Source organism: Pseudonocardia sp. NPDC046786 (assembly GCF_040645415.1).
Taxonomy (GTDB): Bacteria; Actinomycetota; Actinomycetes; order Mycobacteriales; family Pseudonocardiaceae; genus Pseudonocardia; species Pseudonocardia kongjuensis.
Genome location: NZ_JBEYYF010000012.1, coordinates 141397 through 161071 on the forward strand (window position 1 = coordinate 141397; position 19675 = coordinate 161071).

Annotated in this window: 19 protein-coding genes and 1 pseudogene; 11 read left to right on the forward strand and 9 right to left on the reverse strand. The window is 73.6% G+C overall.

Going from position 1 to position 19675, the window contains the following annotated elements:
- Positions 1–159: 159 nt before the first annotated feature.
- The 7 genes from ABZ881_RS16975 (at position 160) to ABZ881_RS17005 (ending at position 6621) form a co-directional block, all read left to right on the forward strand.
- Positions 160–993, forward strand: coding sequence for a transcriptional regulator (locus tag ABZ881_RS16975; protein ID WP_358485557.1), 834 nt, complete (start codon positions 160–162; stop codon positions 991–993).
- A complete protein-coding gene (gene sufB, locus ABZ881_RS16980) occupies positions 977–2413 on the forward strand; it encodes a Fe-S cluster assembly protein SufB (protein ID WP_344030094.1) in 1437 nt (478 codons plus the stop codon). Before ABZ881_RS16975 ends, sufB begins: the two co-directional genes overlap by 17 nt.
- Before the next feature lie 77 nt (positions 2414–2490).
- Positions 2491–3612, forward strand: a complete 1122-nt coding sequence (gene sufD, locus ABZ881_RS16985) for a Fe-S cluster assembly protein SufD (protein WP_344030175.1) — start codon at positions 2491–2493, stop codon at positions 3610–3612.
- Positions 3613–3642: 30 nt separating this feature from the next.
- The gene (gene sufC / locus ABZ881_RS16990) at positions 3643–4404 is read left to right on the forward strand and encodes a Fe-S cluster assembly ATPase SufC (protein ID WP_344030091.1); all 762 of its coding nucleotides are present in this window, start codon (positions 3643–3645) and stop codon (positions 4402–4404) included.
- Positions 4405–4406: 2 nt separating this feature from the next.
- Positions 4407–5711, forward strand: coding sequence for a cysteine desulfurase (locus ABZ881_RS16995; protein WP_358485487.1), 1305 nt, complete (start codon positions 4407–4409; stop codon positions 5709–5711).
- A 5-nt stretch (positions 5712–5716) separates the two neighbouring features.
- Complete coding sequence (sufU, locus tag ABZ881_RS17000; protein WP_344030173.1) at positions 5717–6208, forward strand: Fe-S cluster assembly sulfur transfer protein SufU; 492 nt, start codon at positions 5717–5719, stop codon at positions 6206–6208.
- On the forward strand, positions 6205–6621 hold the full coding sequence (locus ABZ881_RS17005) for a metal-sulfur cluster assembly factor (RefSeq protein ID WP_344030085.1): 417 nt from the start codon (positions 6205–6207) through the stop codon (positions 6619–6621). Before sufU ends, ABZ881_RS17005 begins: the two co-directional genes overlap by 4 nt.
- 76 nt (positions 6622–6697) lie before the next feature.
- Here ABZ881_RS17005 and ABZ881_RS17010 read toward each other — a convergent pair whose 3' ends face one another.
- The 6 genes and pseudogenes from ABZ881_RS17010 to ABZ881_RS17035 all read right to left on the reverse strand — a co-directional run bounded on the left by ABZ881_RS17010 (position 6698) and on the right by ABZ881_RS17035 (position 11436).
- Positions 6698–7111 carry an arylamine N-acetyltransferase gene (locus tag ABZ881_RS17010; RefSeq protein WP_358485559.1) on the reverse strand — a complete coding sequence of 138 codons (414 nt, stop codon included), beginning with the start codon at positions 7109–7111 and terminating at the stop codon, positions 6698–6700.
- A gap of 86 nt (positions 7112–7197) precedes the next feature.
- Positions 7198–7638 (reverse strand): annotated as a pseudogene (locus ABZ881_RS17015) (arylamine N-acetyltransferase); the annotation flags it as partial.
- 60 nt (positions 7639–7698) lie between these two features.
- Positions 7699–8742, reverse strand: coding sequence for an adenylate/guanylate cyclase domain-containing protein (locus tag ABZ881_RS17020; protein WP_344030080.1), 1044 nt, complete (start codon positions 8740–8742; stop codon positions 7699–7701).
- A 3-nt stretch (positions 8743–8745) separates the two neighbouring features.
- A complete protein-coding gene (locus ABZ881_RS17025) occupies positions 8746–9195 on the reverse strand; it encodes a universal stress protein (RefSeq protein WP_358485490.1) in 450 nt (149 codons plus the stop codon).
- 118 nt (positions 9196–9313) lie between these two features.
- Positions 9314–10645: a lycopene cyclase family protein gene (locus tag ABZ881_RS17030; protein ID WP_358485492.1), complete on the reverse strand. Its 1332-nt coding sequence runs from the start codon at positions 10643–10645 to the stop codon at positions 9314–9316.
- Positions 10646–10659: 14 nt separating this feature from the next.
- Positions 10660–11436, reverse strand: coding sequence for an SDR family oxidoreductase (locus ABZ881_RS17035; protein ID WP_344030074.1), 777 nt, complete (start codon positions 11434–11436; stop codon positions 10660–10662).
- 158 nt (positions 11437–11594) lie between these two features.
- On the opposite strand from ABZ881_RS17035, the gene ABZ881_RS17040 reads away from it, so the two are divergent.
- The 3 genes from ABZ881_RS17040 (at position 11595) to ABZ881_RS17050 (ending at position 15852) form a co-directional block, all read left to right on the forward strand.
- Entirely contained in the window at positions 11595–13217 is a 1623-nt protein-coding gene (locus ABZ881_RS17040) for an ABC-F family ATP-binding cassette domain-containing protein (protein ID WP_358485494.1), read from the forward strand.
- Positions 13218–13537: 320 nt separating this feature from the next.
- A complete protein-coding gene (locus ABZ881_RS17045) occupies positions 13538–13747 on the forward strand; it encodes a helix-turn-helix domain-containing protein (protein ID WP_010240451.1) in 210 nt (69 codons plus the stop codon).
- Positions 13748–13977: 230 nt separating this feature from the next.
- Positions 13978–15852 (forward strand): ABC transporter ATP-binding protein, encoded by a 1875-nt coding sequence (locus tag ABZ881_RS17050; protein ID WP_358485560.1) that lies wholly within the window; start codon positions 13978–13980, stop codon positions 15850–15852.
- Between the two features lie 13 nt (positions 15853–15865).
- Here the strand turns inward: ABZ881_RS17050 and ABZ881_RS17055 are convergent, their stop codons facing one another.
- The 3 genes from ABZ881_RS17055 to ABZ881_RS17065 are packed head-to-tail and all read right to left on the reverse strand — an operon-like array spanning position 15866 to position 18104.
- Entirely contained in the window at positions 15866–16486 is a 621-nt protein-coding gene (locus ABZ881_RS17055) for a DAK2 domain-containing protein (protein ID WP_358485496.1), read from the reverse strand.
- On the reverse strand, positions 16483–17493 hold the full coding sequence (locus ABZ881_RS17060) for a dihydroxyacetone kinase subunit DhaK (protein ID WP_358485498.1): 1011 nt from the start codon (positions 17491–17493) through the stop codon (positions 16483–16485). The genes ABZ881_RS17055 and ABZ881_RS17060 overlap by 4 nt, the downstream gene beginning before the upstream one ends.
- A 35-nt stretch (positions 17494–17528) precedes the next feature.
- Positions 17529–18104: a helix-turn-helix domain-containing protein gene (locus ABZ881_RS17065; protein ID WP_344030064.1), complete on the reverse strand. Its 576-nt coding sequence runs from the start codon at positions 18102–18104 to the stop codon at positions 17529–17531.
- A gap of 112 nt (positions 18105–18216) precedes the next feature.
- Between ABZ881_RS17065 and egtA the strand changes: the two genes are divergently transcribed.
- Positions 18217–19620, forward strand: coding sequence for an ergothioneine biosynthesis glutamate--cysteine ligase EgtA (gene egtA / locus ABZ881_RS17070; protein ID WP_358485500.1), 1404 nt, complete (start codon positions 18217–18219; stop codon positions 19618–19620).
- Positions 19621–19675 lie beyond the last annotated feature (55 nt).

Below are 19675 nucleotides of genomic sequence, written 5' to 3' on the forward strand. Positions count from 1 at the left end.
GGGGGCGGTTTTGCCGACTGCGGGTATATCCGCAACACTGGTGTTGTGAAAACGAACCGGACCGCGCAGACGCGCCAGGACCCGGCCTGCGGGCACGGGTCCGACGCGGTGCTGCCCGGGTCCGGTACCGGCACCCGGGCCGCGGTGGCGCGGGTGCTGATGGAGCAGGGTCCGGTCACGGCCGCGGTCGTGGCCGGCGAGCTCACCCTGACCGAGGCCGCCGTGCGGCGGCACCTGGACGCGCTGATCGCCGACGGCGAGGCGGAGGTCCGGGCGCCGGCGCGATCGGCCCGTCCGCGCGGGCGCGGCCGTCCGGCCCGGGAGTACCTGCTCACCGACACCGGCCGGGTCCGCTTCGGGCACGGCTACGACGACCTGGCCACCTCGGCGCTGCGGTTCCTCGCCGAGACGGCGGGCGAGCAGGCGGTCGACGCGTTCGCCCGCCGCCGGGTGCGGGACCTGCTCGGGGCCGACATGGACTCGGTCACCGCACCCGCCGCACCGCAGGACCGCGCCGAGGCGCTGGCCCGGGTGCTGAGCGCCCGCGGCTACGCTGCACAGACCCGCCGCGGCGGGCTCGGCGTGCAGCTGTGCCAGCACCACTGCCCGGTGGCGCACGTCGCCACCGAGTTCCCGGAACTCTGCGAGGCCGAGACGCGTGCCTTCGCCGATCTCCTGGGTACCCACGTGCAGCGGCTGGCGACGATCGCGCGCGGCGACGCCGCGTGCACCACACACGTCCCGCTCGAGGATCCCGAACACCTCGGGCGGGCGACGCACCACGACAGGCGCCGGCCCGCGGCGGGGGACCCACGGCCCCCCGAGCAGCGCGACCGGCCGGTGCAGCAACAGGCCCACCGCCCGGCCACCGTGGATCGGCAACCCACGGTGCAGGCGCGGCAGGCGCACGAAGAAGGAGACCCCGCCGACGGCGGGACCTCCTCCCACCACGGTCCCCGAAAGGGAGGCAGTCCGTATGACGACCACTCCTGATGTGCGCACCGAGCTCACCCAGGAGGAGACGATCGCGGCGCTCGGCCGGTACGACTTCGGCTGGGCCGACTCCGACGAGGCGGGCTCCATCGCGAAGCGTGGCCTGTCCTCCGAGGTCGTCGCCGACATCTCCCGCCTGAAGAGCGAGCCCGAGTGGATGCTCGAGTTCCGGCAGAAGGCGCTCGACATCTTCGGCAAGAAGCCGATGCCGCGGTGGGGCTCCGACCTGTCCGGGATCGACTTCGACAACATCAAGTACTTCGTCCGCTCCTCGGAGAAGCAGGCCGCCACCTGGGAGGACCTGCCCGAGGACATCAAGAACACCTACGACAAGCTGGGCATCCCGGAGGCGGAGAAGGCCCGGCTGGTCTCCGGCGTCGCGGCGCAGTACGAGTCCGAGGTCGTCTACCACTCGATCCGCGAGGACCTCGAGCAGCAGGGCGTCATCTTCCTGGACACCGACACCGCGCTGAAGGAGCACCCGGAGCTGTTCCGGGAGTACTTCGGCTCGGTCATCCCGTCCGGGGACAACAAGTTCTCCGCGCTGAACTCGGCGGTCTGGTCGGGCGGATCGTTCATCTACGTCCCGCCGGGCGTGCACGTCGACATCCCGCTGCAGGCCTACTTCCGGATCAACACCGAGAACATGGGCCAGTTCGAGCGGACGCTGATCATCGTCGACGAGGGCGCCTACGTGCACTACGTCGAGGGCTGCACCGCGCCGATCTACAAGACCGACTCGCTGCACTCGGCCGTGGTGGAGATCGTGGTCAAGAAGGGCGGCCGCTGCCGCTACACCACGATCCAGAACTGGTCGAACAACGTCTACAACCTGGTCACCAAGCGCGCCAAGGCCGAGGAGGGCGCGACCATGGAATGGGTCGACGGCAACCTCGGCTCCAAGGTGACCATGAAGTACCCGGCCGTGTGGCTGATGGGCGAGCACGCCAAGGGCGAGGTCCTCTCGATCGCCTTCGCGGGCGAGGGCCAGCACCAGGATGCGGGCGCCAAGATGGTGCACCTGGCGCCGAACACGTCGTCCACGATCGTGTCGAAGTCGGTCGCCCGCGGCGGCGGCCGCACGTCCTACCGCGGCCTGGTCCAGGTCAACCCGCGGGCGAAGAACTCCCGCTCGACGGTGAAGTGCGACGCGCTGCTGGTGGACACGATCTCCCGGTCGGACACCTACCCCTACGTCGACATCCGCAACGACGACGTGTCGATGGGCCACGAGGCCACGGTCTCGAAGGTCTCGGACGACCAGCTCTTCTACCTGATGAGCCGCGGTCTGACCGAGGACGAGGCGATGGCCATGGTGGTGCGCGGGTTCGTCGAGCCGATCGCCCGCGAGCTGCCGATGGAGTACGCGCTGGAACTGAACCGGCTGATCGAGCTGCAGATGGAGGGTTCCGTCGGATGACGGCCAGTGAAGTTGTCAGCGGCGATGTCGCCGGCCTCGCGCCCGAGCTGAAGGGCGCCAAGGAGGGCCAGGGCGAGGTGCCGATCGCCTCGGCGGGCGAGCGGTTCCGATCGTTCGACGTCGACGCCTTCGAGGTCCCCGGTGGCCGCGAGGAGAACTGGCGGTTCACCCCGCTGCGCAGGCTGAAGGGCCTGCACGACGGCTCGGCCGCGTTCGAGGCGGTCGCGCCGGTCACGGTCACCGAGACCGCGGGCGTCACGGTGCAGAAGGTCGGGCGCGACGACGCCCGGATCGGCGAGGGCGGTGTCCCGTTCGACCGGGTCGCCGCGGCCGCCTGGTCGGCCTTCGGCGAGGCCACCCTGGTGACCCTGGACGGCGAGCCGGAGCCGGTGACCGTGGTCGTGGAGGGCCCCGGCGAGGGCGCCACCGCGGCCGGCCACCTGCACATCCGCACCACCCCGCACACCCGGGCGACGGTCGTCGTGGAGCACCGGGGTTCGGGGGTGCTCGCGGACAACACCGAGGTGGTGCTGGCCGACGGCTCCCAGCTGACCCTGGTGGTCACCGAGGAGTGGAACGACGACGCCGTGCACGTCGGCTCCGAGCACTTCAGCATCGGCCGCGACGCCACGCTGCGCGCGACCACGGTGCAGCTCGGCGGCGACCTGGTGCGCGTCTCGTCGACGGTCGGCTACGCGGGCCCCGGCGGTGACGCCGAGCTGCTCGGCCTCGGCTTCGCCGACGCCGGCCAGCACCTGGAGCAGCGGCTGCTGGTCGACCACTCGGTGCCGAACTGCAAGTCGAACGTGCTCTACAAGAACGCGCTGCAGAGCGACTCGCGCGACTCCGCGCACGTGGTGTGGATCGGCGACGTGCTGATCCGGGCCGCCGCGGAGAACACCGAGACGTTCGAGTTCAACCGGAACCTGGTGCTCACCGAGCACGCCAGGGCCGACTCGGTGCCGAACCTGGAGATCGAGACCGGCGAGATCGTGAGCGCCGGGCACGCCAGCGCCACCGGCCGGTTCGACGACGAGCAGCTGTTCTACCTGCGCAGCCGCGGCATCCCGGAGGACCAGGCCCGGCGGCTGGTCGTCCGCGGCTTCTTCGGCGAGGTCCTGAACAAGATCACCCTTCCCGAGCTGCGCGAGCGGCTCGAGGCGGCCGTCGAGGCCGAGCTCGCCCTGACCGGCGCCTGACCACCACACCAAGTACGGAGCCACCCACAGATGTCCACTCTGGAGATCAAGGACCTGCACGCCTCGGTCGAGACCGAGGACGGTCCGAAGGAGATCCTGCGCGGGGTGAACCTCACCGTCCGCGCGGGCGAGACGCACGCGATCATGGGCCCGAACGGCTCGGGCAAGTCCACGCTGGCCTACGCGGTCGCCGGGCACCCGAAGTACACGATCACCTCGGGCGAGGTGCTCCTGGACGGCGAGAACGTCCTGGACATGGCGGTCGACGAGCGGGCCCGGGCGGGCCTGTTCCTCGCCATGCAGTACCCGGTCGAGGTCCCGGGCGTGTCGATGGCGAACTTCCTGCGCAGCGCGGCCACCGCGGTGCGCGGCGAGGCGCCGAAGCTGCGCACCTGGGTCAAGGAGGTCAAGGAGGCGATGTCCGACCTGGACATCTCCGCCGAGTTCGCCGACCGCTCGGTGAACGAGGGCTTCTCCGGCGGCGAGAAGAAGCGGCACGAGGTGCTGCAGCTCGGCCTGCTGCACCCGAAGATCGCCATCCTGGACGAGACCGACTCCGGCCTGGACGTCGACGCCCTGCGCGTCGTCTCCGAGGGCGTGAACCGGTACCGGGAGGGCGGCGAGACCGGCGTCCTGCTGATCACGCACTACACCCGGATCCTGAACCACATCCGGCCCGACCACGTGCACGTGTTCGCCGGCGGCCGGATCGTCGAGTCCGGCGGTCCCGAGCTGGCCGACGAGCTCGAGCGCAGCGGCTACGAGCGGTTCACCAAGGCCGCGGCGGTCTGATCATGACCCTCACCCACGGAACCGGGACCACGGGCGGCCTGGACGCCGACACCGTGGTCCGGATCCGGGCGGACTTCCCGATCCTCGCGCGCACCGTGCGCGAGGAGAGGCCGCTGGTGTACCTCGACTCCGGCGCGACGTCGCAGCGTCCGCGCCAGGTGCTCGACGCCGAGCGGGCGTTCCTGGAGCGGCACAACGCGGCCGTTCACCGGGGTGCGCACCAGCTCGCCGAGGAGGCCACCGACGCCTACGAGTCCGCCCGCGCGCGTATCGCGGCGTTCGTCGGAGCGGACGACGACGAGGTCGTGTTCGTGAAGAACGCGACCGAGGGCATCAACCTGGTCGCCTACGGCATGGGCAACGCCTCGGTCCGGGAGGGTCTCGGCCCGGAGTCGGAGCGGTTCGCGCTCGGCCCCGGCGACGAGGTCGTCACCACCGAGCTGGAGCACCACGCGAACCTGGTGCCCTGGCAGGAGCTGTGCCGGCGGACCGGGGCGACCCTGCGCTGGTACCCGGTGACCGACGACGGCCGGATCGACCTCGACGGCGTCGAGCTGTCCGAGCGCACGAAGGTCGTCGCCTTCACCCACCAGTCGAACGTGACCGGGGCGGTGTCCCCGGTGGCCGAGCTGGTCCGCCGGGCCCGCGCGGTCGGCGCGCTGACCGTGCTCGACGCCTGCCAGTCGGTGCCGCACATGCCGGTCGACCTGCACGCGCTCGACGTCGACTTCGCGGTGTTCTCCGGGCACAAGATGCTCGGCCCGTCCGGCGTCGGCGTGCTGTACGGCCGGCGCGAGCTGCTGGCGAAGCTGCCGCCCTTCCTCACCGGCGGGTCGATGATCGAGATGGTGCGGATGGAGGGCTCGACCTACGCGGCGCCACCGCAGCGGTTCGAGGCCGGCGTGCCGATGACGTCGCAGGCGGTCGGGCTCGGCGCGGCCGTCGACTATCTCGAGAACATCGGGATGGACGCGGTCGCCGCGCACGAGGCGGAGCTCACCGCCGCCGCACTCGACCGGCTGTCCGCGATCGACGGTGTGCGGATCGTCGGACCCACCTCGGTGCAGGGCCGCGGGGGAGCGGTGTCGTTCGTGGTGGACGGTATCCACGCGCACGACCTGTCCCAGGTGCTCGACGACCGCGGGATCGCGATCCGGGTGGGGCACCACTGCGCGTGGCCGCTGCACCGGCGCTACGGGATCGTGGCCACCGCCCGCGCGTCGTTCGCCGTGTACAACACGCTCGACGAGGTCGAGGCGCTGGCCGACGGGGTCCGGGCCGCCCAGCAGTTCTTCGGGACGGTGTGACCGACGTGCAGCTGCAGCAGATGTACCAGGAGATCATCCTGGACCACTACCGCGACCCGCACGGGTCCGGCCTGCGTGACCCCTACGACGCCGAGACCCACCACGTGAACCCGACCTGCGGGGACGAGGTGACGTTGCGGGTCACCCTGGACGACACGGCGACGGTGGTCCGGGACGTGTCCTACGAGAGCCTCGGCTGCTCGATCAGCCAGGCGTCGGTCTCGGTGCTGCACGATCTCGTCGTCGGCCGGCCGGTCGGCGAGGCGTGGAAGGTCATGGCGGCGTTCCAGGAGATGGCGCAGGGCCGCGGCAAGGTCGAGCCGGACGAGGACGTCATCGGCGACGGCGTCGCCTTCGCCGGCGTCGCCCGGTACCCGGCCCGGGTGAAGTGTGCTCTCCTGGGCTGGATGGCGTTCAAGGACGCGGTCTCCCGCACCGACGCGACGATCGACACCGCCGACGCGGCGGCATCAACGACGGAGGGATCTCCGGCATGAGCGACACGACCGAGCAGCAGACCACCGAGCAGGACACCGACGTCGTCCGCGGGGCGGCCGGGATGCCCGAGCCGCCTGCGGCCCCGGCCGAGGGCGCCACCCAGGATCAGCTGGAGGAGGCGATGAAGGACGTCGTCGATCCCGAGCTCGGCATCAACGTCGTCGATCTGGGCCTCGTCTACGGCATCGACCGGGACGGCGACACGGCGGTCATCGACATGACGCTGACCTCCGCCGCCTGCCCCCTGACCGACGTGATCGAGGAGCAGACCCGCTCCGCGCTCACCGCCGGTCCGGACGGCGGGCTGGTCTCCGACATCCGGATCAACTGGGTCTGGATGCCGCCGTGGGGCCCGGAGAAGATCACCGAGGACGGCCGCGAGCAGCTGCGCGCCCTCGGCTTCCGGGTCTGACCTGCAGCAACCCCCGACGAGCGGGCCTCCCGCGGCGATCACCGCCGTGGGTGGCCCGCTCGTGGCATGAGCGGGCTCAGCCGAGGTGGGCGGTGCGGATCCGTTGCTCCAGGCCGGCGACACCCGAGGTGTCGATGCCGAACTCGGCCTCGAGCACCCGGATCACCTCGGCCGATGTGGTCAGCTCCCGCTCCTCGGTGCGGCCGTCCGTCCGGCGCAGCGTGTAGCGGGTCCCGGCCAGCGTGGCGCGCCGGTCGGCGCCCGAGTACGCCGCGACCAGCCCGGTCCGGAAGTGCGACCCCGGATGGTGGGTCAGGTACCAGGAGCCCATCGCGTAGTCGATGTCCGGTACCGGGGTCAGATCGAAGGTGTACTGGGTGAGCCACTCCCCGCCGCCGCGCCGCTGCTGGGTCCAGGTGCCCGCGCCATCGGTCCGGAAGCGGTGCTCGGCGTGCGCCGTCGGCTGGGCGGTGCCGCTGACCAGCCGCAGCGGCTCCGACGGAACCGTGCCGCCGAAGCGACGTCGACCACGAACGTGCCCCCGGCGGCTCCTGGGGTTTCCGCGGTCCCTGTGGTCCGGACCAGGGTGAGCCGGTGCGTGCGCATCGTCGGGGGTGCGCCGTCGGGCAGACCCAGCCGGACCCGGCCGACCAGCGGGGTGACCCGGTACCCGAGGTCGCCGAGCACGTCGTGCAGCAGCCGGTTGTGCTCGAAGCACCAGCCGCCGCGGTGGCCGTGCACCAGCTTCGCGACGATGTCCGCCCGCTCGACCGGCGGCTCGGTGCCGGTGAACGGATCGAGGTTCTCGAACGGGATCGTCGCGACGTGGGCCCGGACGATCCGGCTCAGCAGTGCGACGTCGGGCGGGCCCGGTGTGACACCGATCCGGTCCAGGTACGCGACCACGTCCGGGGGCAGCTCGTCGGCAGGCTGGCCGTCGGGACTGCCGGGAGCGCGCGCGGGGCCGGTCGTGGGCGTGCCGGAGCCGGTGGGCCGGATCGCCGGGGTGCTGGTCATGCCGGCGACCCTGCCTGCTGAACCGGGGTTCAGGTCAAGCGCGGTCCCGACCCGGCTCGGTCAGCGTTCCCGGGCGCCGCGCAGCGCCCAGGCGCGCAGGTGGGTGTAGCCGCGGGTGTGCAGGGTGGCGATCCGCCGCAGGTCGAAGCGGGGATCGTCGCGCAGGGACTCGTGCATCTCCCGGTCCACCAGCACGGTGTCCGGGCGGGCCTCGGAGGTCAGCCGGGCGGCGACGTTGACCACCTCGCCGTAGACGTCGCCGTAGCGGGCCAGCACCATCCCGTGCGCGATCCCGATCCGCAGCAACGGCAGCGACGGCTCGGTCCGCACCCGGTCGCGCAGCCCGAGCGCGATCGCCGCGGCGTCGGCGGGATGCTCGGTCGCGAACAGCACCTCGTCGCCGACGGTCTTGATGATCCGGCCGCGGCCGTTCGCGATGACCTCGTTGGTGACGGCGCCGAATCGCTCGATCATCTCGCCGAGCTCGGCCATCGACCGGCGGCGGGTGGTGCGGGTGAAGCCGACCATGTCGGCGAAACCGACCGACAGCGGCCAGGTGTCGGCGGAGATCAGCTCGGTGTCGGAGCGCTGGGCGCCCGCCGTCCACCGGACCGCGGTCGCCGCGAGGTGCCGCCGCCAGACGTAGGACTGCAGGCTCTCCAGCTCCGGGAGGACCTCGGCGGCGAGCCGGGCGGCGTCGCGCGGGGTCAGCTCGCCGACGTGCGCGGCCGCCACCTGCGCGAGCATCCCGACCTGCCACTCCGCGAGCCGGGACAGCGACTGGGCGATCGCCCGGGCGACGGCCTCCCGGGGGCCGTGCTCGGGCAGCCACTCGCGGGTCAGGTCGACGACCTTGCGCGCCGCCTCCAGGTCGACCCGGGTGAAGACGCGGTCGTCCGGGTCCGGATCGGGGAAGCCGAGCGCCCGCCACAGCCGGCCGGACTCCTCCGGGTCGAGTCCGGTGGCCTCGACGAGCTCGTCCCGGGTGAACTCGCGCGGGGCGCCGAGGATGAACTCGTCGAGGACGGGTGCCTCGATCTCGCTCCAGTCGATCTGCGCGGGATCGGGCAGCGGCCTGCGCTCGGGGGGACGCTCGTCGGACACGGATCAGGTGGTGTGCACGACGAGCACGTCCACCCCGGCGCGCCGGGTGGCGTCGGCGGGGACGGACCCGAGCAGCCGCCCGGAGAACGTGTTGAGCCCGCGGTTGCCGACCACCAGCAGGTCCGCGTGGTGGTCCTTGACGGCCTTGCGGAGCACGTCGACCGGGGCGCCGTCCTCGGCGTGCGTGGTCACGTTCCGGGCGCCGGCCGCGGCCGCCCGGTCGGCGGCCTCGCGCAGCGCCTCCTCGGCCGGCGTCCAGCCGGTGACCAGGTACGCCTCGTCCTTCAGTGCGTCCTCGGCGGCGGCGGTGTCCTCCCGGCTGGCCGGGGTGTAGGCGGAGACGACGACCAGGGTGGCGCCGCTGTCGGCGGCAACCCCGGCCGCACGCTCGACGGCCGCGAACGAGGTCGACGAGCCGTCGGTCCCGACGACGATGGTCTTGTATGCGGGCATGGGCAGCCTCCGATGGGGAGCGGGACCGCACCCGCCCGGTGCGGGCGGCCCCTCGACGCTGAGTACCCCGATGTTACTACCGGTACCCCGCTCAACCGATCGGCACGGCCGTCGGCCATCACCCGAACGGGTGAAAACGTACGGCCGAACGAAGCATGTGTCCCTTGACCGGCGCGGGCGCGGCCCGGAACACATCCGCCATCCCGGCCAGCGTTCCACCGAGGTCGTCGCGGCCGGTGAGGAACGCCCGGCCAGTTCGCCCGGCGAAGAACGCGTCGAAGAAGCCGGGAACCAGCCGGGCGGGCAGGTCGAGCACGGTCCGCAGACCGTGCCGGCGCAGCCGGTGCACCATCCGCGCCGACGGTGACCACAGCAGCGCCGCCACGGCGGCCGCCGCCGCGTCCGGGCCGTCCGGCAGCCGGCGGGCCAGCACCGCGGCCACCGCGGGGGCCAGCTGCAGCGCCGGGGCGACGCTGAACCCGGTCGCCGGGTGCACCAGCGGGGTCGCCGCGCCGAACGGCACCGGGTGCGCCGCGGCCCGCGGCGAGTCGACCGGGAACCGGACCCGCTCCACCGGGGCGTCGCCGGGGACCGGGACGCCGAGCCCGGCCAGCCGGGCGGCCAGCCGTTCGCGCAGCTCGGCCAGCGGGAGGCCGGGCCGCCGGGCGAGCGAGGTCTCCTCCAGCAGGACCGTCCCGTCGCCGTAGGGCACGGCGTAGAGGAAGGTCGGCCAGTCGGTCCAGCCGGGTGCGGGGGCGGGGGCGGGGGAGTGCCAGTCCATGAACACCGCCTCGCCCGGTGCCACGACCGGCCGGGCGGCGTCCTCGCCGACGACGACGCCGTAGGCGGTCTGCTCGGTCGCCGGGCCGGCCGGGGGGCGCAGCCGGGACGGCGCACCGGTCGCGTCGACGACCAGCGCGGCGTCGACGACGGGTACCGCCGCGCCCGTGCTGCCGATGGCCGCTGCACCCCCGCTGCCGGTACCCGCCGGGTCCCCGCTGCCGGTGCCGGTGCCGACCGGGCCACCGGACCCGCCGCCCGCCGACCGGAGCGCGACCCGGTACCGGTCGCCGGTGCGGCGCACGTCCCCGGCGTCGGCCCGCCCGGTCAGCACGGTGACCGCGCCGAGCCGGGAGTCCAGGTGGTCGCGCAGGCGGGCGGTGTCCAGCACGGCGTAGGCGCCCAGGTCGCGCGCGGCGCCGCCGGGCAGCACCGCGCGGGCCCGCGGCCGGGCCGCCACCGCCGATCCGGGCAGGTCGGCGGGCAGCTCCTCGGGCCAGGCGCAGTAGGTGGCGGCCCACGGCCGGTCCGGTGCGGGATCGGCGAGCGCGGTCCGCAGGCCGTGCCCGGCACACGCCCCGGCGAGCGCCCGCCCGGCCGGTCCGCCGCCCAGCACGAGCACGTCGAGAACCGGGCCGGTCCCGGCCCCGTCACCCGCCTCGGTGCGCACCCCGAACCCTCCCGTCAGACGTGCCGGCCGGAGACCAGGCTGCCACCGTCGATCCGCAGTGTCTCGCCGGTGATCCAGGACGCGGCGTCGGAGACCAGGAAGGCGACGGCCTCGGCGACGTCGGCGGGCACCCCGAGCCGCTTCATCGGGTAGCCGGCGGCGAGGCCCTCCTCGTCGTGCGCGTACAGCGCCTCGGCGAAGCGGGTCTTCACGACCGCCGGGGCGACCGCGTTCACCCGGATCCCGGGCCCGAGCTGCCCGGCCAGCTCCTCGGTCAGCGTGATCAGCGCGGCCTTGGACGCGCCGTAGGCGCCGATCACCCCGGTCGGCCGCAGCCCACCGACCGAGGCCACGTTGACCACCGACCCGCCGTGCCCGCCCATCCAGGCCCGGTGCGCCTGCTGCACGAAGCCCAGCGCGGCGACCACGTTCACCTCGAAGATCTTCCGCACCGCGGCCAGGTCGGCGTCGACCAGCGGGCCGTACTGCGGGTTGATCCCGGCGTTGTTGACCAGGATGTCGAGCGACCCGAACGTCGCGACGGTCCGGTCGGCGACCTCGGCGCGGTGGTCCTCGTCGCCGGCGTTACCCGGCACGGCGAGCACCCGCGACCGGTCGCCGCCGATCCCGTCGGCGAGCGCCGCGGCGGCCGCGTCCAGCTCGGGCTCGCGCCGGCCGGTGATCGTCACCGAGGCGCCGCGGGCCAGCAGGCCCGCCGCGATGCCGTACCCGATGCCGCGCGAGCCGCCGGTGACCAGGGCGGTCCGCCCGGACAAGGTGAGATCGGTCATGGGAGCCGACCCTACGTGGGGAAACGGGTCGCCCGGGCCGGTAGCCTGGCGGAGTGGTCCTGATCGAGTAGCCGGTGTCGCCGGGCACCCGTGTGCCCGCCCCGTCGCTCCCGAACTCTCAGCGCCCACCCCGACGACTCCGTCTGGAGCCCTTCCACGTGATCACCGCGAACGCCCTCGAACTCCGCGCCGGATCGCGGATCCTGCTCTCCGGTGCGGATCTGCGGGTCCAGCCCGGCGACCGGATCGGCCTGGTCGGCCGCAACGGCGCCGGGAAGACGACCTCGATGCGGGTGCTGGCGGGGGAGGGCGAGCCCTACTCCGGCGACGTCCGCTCCAACTCGCCGATCGGCTACCTGCCGCAGGACCCGCGCGAGGGTGACCTGTCGATCACCGCGAAGGACCGGGTGCTGTCCGCCCGCGGCCTCGACACGCTGCTGGCGAAGATGGAGAAGGCGCAGACGGCGATGGCCGAGCTGGTCGACGGCCCGGAGAACGAGAAGGCGGTCCGTGAGTACGGGCGGCTGGAGGAGCGGTTCTCGGCACTCGGCGGGTACGCCGCGGAGTCGGAGGCCGCCCGGATCTGCACCCACCTCGGCCTGCCGGACCGGGTGCTCGCCCAGCCGATGCGGACGCTGTCCGGTGGGCAGCGGCGCCGGGTGGAGCTGTCCCGCATCCTGTTCGCCGCCTCCGACGGCGGCTCGCAGTCGGCGACCACGCTGCTGCTCGACGAGCCGACCAACCACCTCGACGCCGACTCGATCACCTGGCTGCGCTCGTTCCTGCAGAACCACGAGGGCGGCCTGGTGGTGATCAGCCACGACACCGACCTGCTGGCCGCGGTCGTCAACAAGGTGTGGTTCCTCGACGCCACACGCGGCGAGGCCGACCAGTACAACATGGACTGGAAGCGCTACCTGGAGGCCCGCTCGACCGACGAGAAGCGCCGCCGCCGGGAGCGCGCCAACGCGGAGAAGAAGGCGTCGGCGCTGCACGCGCAGGCCGCGAAGATGGGCGCCAAGGCCACCAAGGCGGTCGCCGCGAAGAACATGGCGCGGCGCGCCGACCAGCTGCTCGCCGGGCTGGACGACGAGCGCCAGGCCGACCGGGTGGCGAGGATCCGGTTCCCCACCCCGGCCCCGTGCGGCCGGACCCCGCTCACCGCGGAGGGGCTGACCAAGGCGTACGGCTCGCTGGAGGTGTTCACCGGCGTCGACCTGGCGGTGGACCGCGGCACCAAGGTGGTCGTGCTCGGCCTCAACGGCGCGGGCAAGACGACCCTGCTGCGGCTGCTCGCGGGCACCGAGGCCGCCGACTCCGGCGAGGTCGTGCCCGGGCACGGGCTGCGGACCGGCTACTTCGCCCAGGAGCACGACACCCTCGACATGGACGCGTCGGTCTGGGACAACCTCCGGCACGCCTCGCCGGACTCGCCGGAGCAGCAGCTGCGCACCCTGCTCGGGTCGTTCATGTTCTCCGGCGAGCAGCTCGACCAGCCGGCCGGCACGCTGTCCGGTGGCGAGCGGACCCGGCTCGCGCTGGCCGGGCTGGTGTCGTCGGCGGCGAACGTGCTGCTGCTCGACGAGCCCACGAACAACCTGGACCCGGCGAGCCGTGAGCAGGTGCTCGACGCGCTGCGCCGGTTCGAGGGCGCCGTCGTGCTGGTGACGCACGACCCGGGTGCGGTGGAGGCGCTGGAGCCGGACCGGGTGATCGTGCTGCCGGACGGTACAGAGGACCACTGGTCGGCCGACTACCTGGAGCTCGTCCAGCTCGCCTGAACCGGCGCGTCGGCCGACCGGTCGTCGCACGGGCCCGTGGTCACCCGTCCGGACCACCAAGATCGTCGATCTTGATGAGGCTCCGTGACCGGCAACGGCCGGAATGGTGCGAGATGGATTCCAACGGGTGACGCCATTCTGCTGGTGGACGGACGAACTCCCGACTGGTCACCGAAGCGTGTGCGCCATTCGGGGTAACCGCTCACCGATCGCGTTTTCCGCGTTCTGGCCAGAAATCGTCATCTGGATCATCATGGCCTGATCGTCGCGCCGGATGCGGCGGTCCGCGGGGGCATCCGCGGTGGGGATGAGGAGGGCCCATGGCCGAGCTGAAGAAGGGCGCCCGGATCACCGGGACGCAGCGGGGGAAACTCGCGGCCGATCTGAAGAAGAAGTACGAGAAGGGCGCCAGTATCCGGTCGCTCGCCGAGCAGACCGGCCGGTCCTACGGATTCGTGCACCGCGTCCTCTCCGAGACCGGGGTGACCCTGCGCGGTCGCGGCGGGGCCACCCGCACCAAGAAGAAGTAGCCGTCCACCGGTCCGTCGAGCAGCGGGCGGACCGCACGGACGCACACGACCACCGGCGACGCCGACCGGGCCCGACACGGCCCCGGTACGGCGTCGTCGCACGCCGGGACCCGGCCCGACAGCCGGACCGGGCACAGCCGGCGCGCCGGCGGATCATCCCCGTCGTAACGTGAACCCTCGCCGTCCACCACCGGCGAAGGGGAACATCGTTGGATCGCCCGCTCACCCTGATGCGCGGGGTCATCCGGGGAGCGGACTCACAGTCCATCCGCCGCGGCTCCATCGCGCAGGGCACCTGGCCCCGCATCTGGGGTTTCGTCCGGCCCTACCGGCGCTGGCTGGCCGGCTACCTGGCCCTGACCACGGTCACCGCGGTGATCGGCGTGCTCACCCCGCTGCTGGCCGGGCGGGTGGTCAACACGATCGTCGCCGCCAACGACATCCCGGACGCCGCCCGGGTGATCATCGTGATCGCCGGCGCGATCGCCGGGATGGCGGTCCTGGAGGCGGTGGTCGGGCTCGCCGGACGCTGGTTCTCGGCCCGGCTCGGCGAGAGCCTGATCGCCGACCTGCGGGTCGCGGTGTTCCGGCACGTGCAGGCGATGCCGCTGGCGTTCTTCGCGCGCACCCGCACCGGGGCACTGGTCAGCCGGCTCAACAACGACGTCATCGGCGCCCAGACTGCCATCACCAGCACCCTGTCCACGGTGCTGGCCAACACCATCCAGCTGGTACTGGCGATCGCTGTGATGCTCGGCCTGGCCTGGCAGGTCACGCTGCTCGCGATGCTGTTGCTGCCGGTGTTCGTGCTGCCCGCCCGCCGGATGGGCATCTGGCTGGCCGAGCTGCGCCGGGAGGCGGCCGAGCTCAACGCCACCATGGGCAACCAGATGACCGAGCGGTTCTCCGCCCCCGGCGCGACGCTGGTGAAGCTGTTCGGCGACGCGGCCGAGGAGGCGGGGGTGTTCCGCGGGCAGGTCGCCCGGGTCCGCGAGATCGGCGTCCGGTCGGCGATGGTGTCCCGGCTGTTCGTGACTGCGCTGCAGCTGGTGTCCGCGCTCGCCCAGGCGCTGATCTACGGGCTCGGCGGCTACCTGGCGGTGACCGGGCAGATCCCGGCCGGCACGGTCGTCGCGCTCGGGCTGCTGCTCACCCGGCTCTACACGCCGATGACGGCGCTGGCGAACGCCCGGGTGGACGTGATGACCGCGCTCGTCGCGTTCGAGCGGGTCTTCGAGGTGCTCGACCTGGTCCCGTCGATCACCGAGCCGCAGCGCCCGCGGACCCTGCCGGACGGCCCGGTGGACGTGCGGCTGCGCGACGTCCGGTTCACCTACCCGAACGCCGCCGACGTGTCCCTGGCGTCGCTGGAGGAGGTCGCGGTCCTCGACCGGCGGATCAACACCGAGGTGCTGCACGGCATCGACCTGCACGTGCACGGTGGCGGGCTGCTCGCACTGGTCGGGACCTCCGGGGCGGGCAAGTCCACGCTGGCCGGCCTGGTCCCGCGGCTCTACGACGTCGACTCCGGCGCCGTCGAGCTGTCCGGTGTCGACGTCCGGGACCTCGACTTCGCGACGCTGCGCCGCACCGTCGGCATGGTGACCCAGGACGGGCACCTGTTCCACGACACGATCGGCGGGAACCTGCGCTACGCCGCCCCGGAGGCCACCGACGACGAGATGCTCGACGCGCTGCGGCGGGCCCGGCTCGGTGACCTGATGGCCGCGCTGCCGGACGGCCTGGACACCGTCGTCGGCGAGCGCGGCTACCGGCTCTCCGGCGGCGAGCGCCAGCGGCTGACCATCGCCCGGCTGCTGCTGGCCCGGCCGCGGGTGGTGATCCTCGACGAGGCCACCGCGCACCTGGACTCGGAGTCCGAGGTCGCCGTGCAGGAGGCGCTCGCCGAGGCACTCGTCGGGCGGACCGCGATCGTGATCGCGCACCGGCTGTCCACCGTCCGGGCCGCCGACCGGATCGCGGTACTGGAGGCCGGCCGGGTCGTCGAGACCGGCACCCACGACGAGCTGCTGGCCGCGGTCGGTCGGTACGCCACCCTGCACCGGACCCAGTTCGCGCCGGAGACGGTGCCGACGACCCGCTGACCCGGCCCGGGCCTCAGACGCCGTCCAGCGGGTTCGGCGCCGCCGCGTCCGGCTCGGCGACCGTCGCGACCGCCCAGAACAGCAGCGCCACCCCGACCGCGCCCGGATCCGGCCTGCCCCGCGCCCGCTCACCCAGGTACGACGCCCGGCCGTGCCGCGCGGTCAGATCGGCGGTCCGCTCGGCGCCCTCCCGGGCCGCCGTCGCCGCGGCAGCGTAGCCGTGACCGAGCGCGCTCACCGCGGGCGCGAGCGCGTCGACCAGCGTCCGGTCCCCCTCCCGGGCCTCGCCGACCCGCTGGATCGCGGTCAGCCCGTCCCGGGCACCGGAGGTCAGCGCGGCGAGATCGCCGTCGGCCGACTGCACGGTCCCCAGCGCCCTCGCGATCTCGGTGAACAGCAGCCCGAGCAGCGGCCCGCTGGTGCCGCCGACCTCGTCGAGGAACACCTCGCCGAGCGCGGCGAACCCGCGCCGGCGGCCCTCGGCGAGCCGCACCGCCTGCCGTACCCCGGCCCGCAGGTTGTCGCCGAAGTCGCCGTCGCCGGAGTGCTGGTCGAGATCGGTGAGCGCGGCGTGGCCGTCCTCGACGGCGCGGGCGAAACGGTCGAGCACGGCGTCCTGGTCGAGTCGGCTCACTGGTCCTCCGTGGTGGCGCGCGGGAAGGCGGGGGTCTCGGCGGGGGCGGCCCAGAGCGGGATCCAGTCCGGCCGCAGGCGGGTCACGGTCAGCGAGAACCCGGCCATGTCCAGGGCCGGGACGAAGGTGCCGACCAGCAGCCCGGCCGGCTCCAGCCCGCGTTCGGCCAGGCCGGCCGACGCCAGCTCGGCCAGCACGTACAGCTCCAGCAGGGAGGTCCCGCCCATCCCGTTGACGACCAGCACCGCGGCCGGGTCCCCGTCCGGCAGGCCGCCGACGATCTCGTCCAGCATCCGGCCGACGAGCTCCTCGGTCGGCGGCCGCGGGATCGACCGCCGGGCCCGCTCGCCGTGGATGCCCACGCCGTAGTCGAGCTCGCCGCCGAGCGCGAACGCCGGCTCGCCGGTGCGGGCCGAGCTCTGCGCGCGGGAGGCGACGGCCAGGCTGCGCGACGCGGCCACCACGGCGGTACCCAGCTCGGCGAGCGGGTCCAGGCCGGTGCCGGTGTCGGCGGCCGCGCCGAGGAGCTTCTCCACGACCACGGTCGCGCCGGTCCCGCGGCGGCCGGTGGCGGTGTCCAGCCCGTCGGTGGCGAGATCGTCGTCGACCAGCACCCGGCGGACGTCGATGCCCTCCATCCGCAGCCGCTCGGCGGCGATCCCGAAGTTGATCCGGTCCCCGGTGTAGTTCTTGACCACGTGCACCACGCCGTCGGGGCCGGCGGCCGCCCGGGAGGCGTGCAGCACCGCCTTGTTGTGCGGGGAGGTGAACACGGCGCCGGGGGCGACGGCGTCGAGCATGCCGCGGCCGAGGAACCCGGCGTGCAGCGGCTCGTGCCCGGAACCGCCGCCGGACACCAGCCCGACCCGGCGCTGCGGGGACCGCCTGCGGGCGACCAGGTGGACGGGATCGGTGTGCAGCTCGACCAGGTCGGGATGTGCCCTGGCGAAGCCGCGGACGGCGGCCGGGACCGGGTCGTCGCCGGCGGGATGGAACGGGAACGGCATGCACCCGATCATGCTGGCGGTGCCGCCGGGCCGCATCAGGGAGTGCGGGTGACCGCCCGGACCCCGTTCTCGACGACGTCCAGGACCGCATCGAGGTCGTCGGTCGGCAGGCCCATCGCCAGGTGCGACACCAGCCCCTCCAGGACCAGCTCCAGGTACTGCGCGAGCACCGGGACCGGCACGTCGTCGCGCAGCGCGCCGGCGGCGGCCTGCCGTTCCAGCCGGGCCCGGGTGGCCGCGGTGAGCGCCACCGAGTGCTCCTGCCAGCGGGCCCGGAACTCCGGCTCGGTGCGCAGCCGCCGGGAGACCTCGAGCCGGGTGCCGAGCCAGCTGCGGTCGGAGTCGGCGTCGAGCAGGTCGCGCATGACCTGCACCAGGCCCTGCTCGGCGACGACGTCGGCCATCCGGGTGGCGTCCTGCTCGGCGAGCGCCAGGAACAGCGCCTCCTTGTCCCGGAAGTAGTGGAAGATCGCTCCACGGGACAGCCGGGTGTACTGCTCCAGACGGCGGACGGTGGCGCCCTCGTAGCCGTGGTCGGCGAAACAGGTCCGGGCACCGTCCAGGATCTGCCTGCGCCGGGCGGCGAGCTGGTCCGTGCTGACGCGGGGCATGCACCCCAGTATTCCGTACGCTTGTCCGGCTTGCCGGGGAGCGACGCGACGTGGCGTCGCTTACCCTCTCGACGACCTGCGACCGTCACCCGGCGGGGGTAGCGTCGTCGTGGTGACAGCGGACGACGAGAGCGTCGCACGGGGGGACGGCCGGCTCCGCAGCAGAGCCGCGGCCGAGGCCTACGTGGCGTCGGTGTGCTTCAAGCACGGGCCCCCGGCCCTGGTCGGAGTCGAGATCGAGTGGATGCTCCATCACCCGGACCGGCCCGGTGAGCCGGTCGACCTGGACCTCCTGCGCACGGCACTCGGCGCGCACACCCCGCCCGCACTGAACCCGTCCTCGCACGGCATGCCGCTGCCGGCCGGGGGCATCGTCACCGTCGAGCCCGGTGGCCAGATCGAGATCTCCAGCCCGCCGTCGGACGGGCTGTTCCCGCTGGTGGGAGACGTCACAGCGGACGCGGCGCACCTCCATCACCTGCTCGCCCGGCACGGACTGGCGCCGCACGACCGCGCCGCCGATCCGGTCCGCCCGGCGCAGCGCCTGCTCGATCTCCCGCGGTACGCCGCGATGGAGTCGGTGTTCGACCGGGTCGGACCGCACGGCCGCAGCGGCATGTGCTCGACCGCCGCGGTCCAGGTGTGCCTGGACACCGGCCCGGCGGACCGGATCGCGCAGCGCTGGGCGGTGCTGCACGAGCTCGGCCCGGTGCTGGTCGCGGCGTTCGCGAACTCGCCGGTCCAGCACGGCAGGCGCACCGGCTGGAAGTCGTCCCGGCAGGCGTGCTGGCTGAGCCTCGATCCGGGCCGCACCGCGCCGCCGCCGGTGACCGACCCGGATCCGGCCGCGACCTGGGCGCGGCGGGTGCTGGACACCCCGCTGCTGTGCGTGCGCGGTACCGGCACCTGGGCGGTCCCGCCCGGGGTGACGTTCGCCGACTGGGTGTCCGGCCGGGTCGCCGAGGGTGTGCTGGAGCGGCCGCCGACCGAGGCCGATCTCGATTACCACATCTCGACGCTGTTCCCGCCGGTCCGGCCGCACGGGCATCTGGAGGTGCGCTACGTCGACGGCCAGCCCGGCGACGACTGGGCGCTGCCGACCGCCGTGCTGCTGGCGCTGACCTCGTCGGACGCGGTGGTCGACCGGGTGCGGGAGATCTGCGCGCCGGTCCGGGACGCGTGGGTGCCCGCCGCCCGCGACGCGCTCGCCGATCCGGCGCTGGGCACCGCCGCGGCGGCGCTGTTCCCGCTCGCCCACGACGTGCTCTCGGCCGGCGGGCATCCGCTGGTCGACGCCCCCGGACCGCTGCTGTCGCGGCTGCGCGAGGTGACCGAGCACCGGGTGCTGCGCGGCCGCTGCCCGGCCGACGACATCTACCCGCTGGAGAACACGATCGACGGCGCGGCGACCACCGCCGTGCCGTTCCCCCCAGGGCTGTACCTGGGCGACGTCCCACCGGACGCGTCCGGCGACCCGGCCCGGAATCCCGCACGCATCCAGGAGGGTGTGAGGTGACCCAGTCCGACGTGACCCGCACGGAAACCGCCCGGCCGGACCCGGGACCGCCGGA

Excerpts from the sequence above, each read along its gene's own strand:
- ABZ881_RS16975 (WP_358485557.1), top strand. The coding sequence starts at position 160 with ATGGAGCAGGGTCCGGTCACGGCCGCGGTCGTGGCCGGCGAGCTCACC.
- sufB (WP_344030094.1), top strand. The coding sequence starts at position 977 with ATGACGACCACTCCTGATGTGCGCACCGAGCTCACCCAGGAGGAGACG.
- sufC (WP_344030091.1), top strand. The coding sequence starts at position 3,643 with ATGTCCACTCTGGAGATCAAGGACCTGCACGCCTCGGTCGAGACCGAG.
- ABZ881_RS16995 (WP_358485487.1), top strand. The coding sequence starts at position 4,407 with ATGACCCTCACCCACGGAACCGGGACCACGGGCGGCCTGGACGCCGAC.
- ABZ881_RS17005 (WP_344030085.1), top strand. The coding sequence starts at position 6,205 with ATGAGCGACACGACCGAGCAGCAGACCACCGAGCAGGACACCGACGTC.
- ABZ881_RS17025 (WP_358485490.1), bottom strand. The coding sequence starts at position 9,195 with ATGCCCGCATACAAGACCATCGTCGTCGGGACCGACGGCTCGTCGACC.
- ABZ881_RS17035 (WP_344030074.1), bottom strand. The coding sequence starts at position 11,436 with ATGACCGATCTCACCTTGTCCGGGCGGACCGCCCTGGTCACCGGCGGC.
- ABZ881_RS17045 (WP_010240451.1), top strand. The coding sequence starts at position 13,538 with ATGGCCGAGCTGAAGAAGGGCGCCCGGATCACCGGGACGCAGCGGGGG.
- ABZ881_RS17050 (WP_358485560.1), top strand. The coding sequence starts at position 13,978 with ATGCGCGGGGTCATCCGGGGAGCGGACTCACAGTCCATCCGCCGCGGC.
- ABZ881_RS17060 (WP_358485498.1), bottom strand. The coding sequence starts at position 17,493 with ATGCCGTTCCCGTTCCATCCCGCCGGCGACGACCCGGTCCCGGCCGCC.
- ABZ881_RS17065 (WP_344030064.1), bottom strand. The coding sequence starts at position 18,104 with ATGCCCCGCGTCAGCACGGACCAGCTCGCCGCCCGGCGCAGGCAGATC.